Origin of the sequence: Bifidobacterium jacchi, assembly GCF_009078285.1 — a bacterium.
In the GTDB taxonomy this organism is placed as follows: Bacteria; Actinomycetota; Actinomycetes; order Actinomycetales; family Bifidobacteriaceae; genus Bifidobacterium; species Bifidobacterium jacchi.
The window spans coordinates 35626-39002 of record NZ_RQSP01000007.1; the positions used below are offsets into that span (position 1 = coordinate 35626).

At 62.3% G+C, this 3377-nt stretch carries 2 protein-coding genes; both read left to right on the forward strand.

Going from position 1 to position 3377, the window contains the following annotated elements; all coding sequences use genetic code 11:
* Positions 1-747 precede the first annotated feature (747 nt).
* Entirely contained in the window at positions 748-1491 is a 744-nt protein-coding gene (locus EHS19_RS03370) for a hypothetical protein (protein WP_151916386.1), read from the forward strand.
* 187 nt (positions 1492-1678) lie between these two features.
* Positions 1679-3377, forward strand: a 1699-nt coding sequence (locus tag EHS19_RS03375; RefSeq protein WP_175578270.1) for a hypothetical protein, incomplete at its 3' end; no start/stop codon positions are given.

Here is a 3377-nt window from a genome sequence, read left to right on the forward strand (position 1 = left end):
GCCCCTCTCCGCGCAAGGATTCTACGAGGTAGCCTCTGTCTCCGAGAAATCCTTGCACAATCCGCCTGTTCAGCGCCTGTTCAGCGCCTGCTCAGCGCCTGCTCAGCGCAAGGAAATCTCGGGATTTGCCTTGAGTTCGTGAAATCTTTGCGCAAACGGCCCCCTTAGCGCAAGGATTTTACGAAATGGCCGATCTTCCCGAGAAATCCTTGCGCTACCCAACCCACAAGCGCAAGAGAATCTCGAAACGAGGCCCGATCTCGAGAAAAACTTGCGCTGACCAGCCCGTTTGAGCAAGGTTTTCTCGGACTCGGGGCAAATCCCGAGAAAACCTTGCGCTGACAGGCCGGCGTGCGCCGTCAGCGATCATTATTCGGGAGTTTTTGGCTGATCTCCCGAATTTTGTTCATTGAGAGCTTCGTAGCGATCGAAATTCAGGAGCAATGGGTTTTATTCCCGAATTTCGATCGCTGAGACAACCCCAGCGAACCCCAGCGAACCCCAGCGAATATAATTCTCGTAAACAGGGGGAACTTCGTAAAACGGATTTGCGGCGCGGACACCAAGCCGGACCGGCACAGCGCTCAAAGGCACGGCACCCAAAGACACAGCGTCAAGCGCACGGCACCCAACACATCAACACACCACACGTACAGCCCAACACGTACAACACATACAACACGTGCAACACATACAGCAACCGAGCGAATCAACGACATCAACGAGAAAGCGGGGTGGCGGAGCAACATGAGCAATACAAGCAATACCAGCAATACAAGCAACACAAGCAACACAAGCAAACAGACGAGCAACCCGCGTGCCGCGAGCGCCATCATCCTGATCGATTTCGATGGCGTGATCAATCAGTTTCCCGACGACAAAGTGCGTCAGCGGCAGAACTCGGCCGCATGGATGAAACCCGGCGATCCGCGCATCAACCTGTATTCCCCCGCCAACTGGTTCATCCCCGACAGCAAAGGCACCGCGCAGGCGGGGCGTTTTGGGCGATATCGCATCCTGTGGTCGAGCGAGCTGGTGTCGCGGCTCGACGCGCTCACCAAGCCCACAGCCACGCGCGACGGCGCGCGGATCATGTGGCTGAGCACCTGGCAGCCGTTCACCGATTCGCTTAACGAAGCGCTTGGCGTGGGCTGGCCGACGGTCAAATGGTACGACCCGCAGACCGGCGTCGGACGGCTGACCGGCAAGCGCCGCACGGTGCTCGATCGGCTGAGTGACGCGCGCCCGATCATCTGGATCGACGACGAGGAGACCACGCCGAGCGCACAGTCCGCCCTGCGCGGCTCTCTGCCGCAGGCCCCCGTGCTGGCAGTCGGTCCGGATGCGCGTATCGGCATCAGCCGCCCGCAGATGGCCGCGATCGAGCGGTTCGCAGCCGACCCGTACGCCAAGGTCGATGCCGGCGATCCCGATTCGCTGGTGCGATTCGACGTCGCCGGCGATGCCCACGATGGTCATATCGGCTTCTGAATATCGGCTTCTGAACGCTCCGCGCAATCACGCCGCCTGTGGCGCACGGAAACGGGCCGTTTACATGTAACACGAACGACGATTCCCCGTAACCGGTCACGCCATTCGCCCCACGCATCATATTGAGCACAATCAATATATTCGATTGATTGTTTGCATTGATCGGCACGAGCAATAGGGGGAATACATGGGTACGCACAGTACGATTGCATTCGATTCCACCACGGGAACGACGTCAAGCGCAGCATCAGCAAACGCAGCATCAACAAGAACAGCAACGCACCCCGGTTTCGGCGCATTGGCGGCGCGTTTCGCCGCAGCCGCCGCCTGCGCCGCAATGGCGGTGTCCGGCTCATTCTTCGCCACGACCGCGCAGGCGGCGCAAGCCGACGACCCCACGCCGGCCGCCGCCAGCACCGCAACCACAACCGCCTCCCACGTCACGCACAAGGTGTATCCGGTCATCGCCATTCCATCGGATTCCAACGATGCCAAGCTGCTCGACCCGGCCACCCGCGCCGACGAACTGACCAAACTCGGCTTCACGGAAGCCAACTTCACCAGCCTGCTCAAGCGCGTCAGCGACTTCTGGCAGAAGGTGTCCGGCGGCAAGATCACCTTCGAGGCAGCCGATGCCAACGGCAGCGAACCAGGCAACATCCTCGTGATCGAATCCGGCACCAAGGCCGATCAGGGACCGATCTGGACCGACGGCCCCAAGGCGGTGACGGAGGCGACCAAAGTGGCCGATCCCACCAAGAACGCGCAGCACGTCGCCATGTTCATCCCCATGGAATCGCTGGACGGCAATCCCGGATTCGACGGTCAGGGCAACATCGGCGCAACCATCCACGAAGGCGGTTCGCTCATCGACGACCAGGGCATGGTCGACAACCCCGGCATCCAGCCGGACAGCCGCCGAGCCGTGCTCACCCTCGCCCACGAACTCGGCCACAACATCGGCCTGCAGCATGCCGAGATGCTCGGCTGCGTCAACACAAACGGCCCGGCCGACGTCGATATGAGCAAACTCGGCGAAGGCGACCAGACCACCACCGCGGACGGCGGCAAGTGCGTGATCGACGCCTATCGCGACAACTTCGACATCATGGGCAACGGCTACATCGGCACGCGCGCGAACCGCATCCCCGGTCTGCTGCAGATGGGTGCCGCCGGCCGCATCCGCACCGGCCTGTTCACCGAGCAGGACGGCGACTACAAGACGATCGACAAGACCACCCAAGGCAGCGTGACGCTTGACATCAAGCCGATCACCGACGCCAGCGGACTGCGCGCGGCGACCTTCACCGATCCGGCCACCGGCGACGTCTACTATCTCGATTACCGCAACGGCACCGGCGACGACGCGGACGCGCTGTACACGAAGACCGGCGACGACCAGTATCGCTACGACACCATGGACTTCCCCGACGGCTACACCACGCCCACGTATCTGAGCGGCGGCGTGCGCGTGCTCAAGATCAACCGCGACGGCGAGACCGTGCTGCTGCCCACCGGCGACAGAGGCAAGACCACTGCGATGAAGGCCGGCGAGGCGTTCTCCACCCGCTCCGGCGCGGTGAAGGTGAGCGTCGTGGCGGCGGGCACGAATGCGGCGAAGGTGCGCGTCACCTTTGTGAAGACCGTTGCGACCGAAGCGCACGTTGCGGACGCGAAGGCGGCGATCGCGGATGCCGGCAAGCTCAGCAAGGCGGAGTACAGCGCGGATTCATGGAAGGCGCTGACCGAGCGGCTGGCCGCGCTGCAGGCGCTGATCGGCGCTGACGATCCGTCTGATGCGGCGGTGGTCGCGGCCACGAAGGATGTGACGAATGCGATCAAGGCGCTGAAGCCGGCCGGTACGAGCGGCGGGCAGACCACACCGA

What these genes read in the sequence shown, in the direction of transcription:
- EHS19_RS03370 (WP_151916386.1), top strand. Translation starts at nt 748, where the DNA reads ATGAGCAATACAAGCAATACCAGCAATACAAGCAACACAAGCAACACA.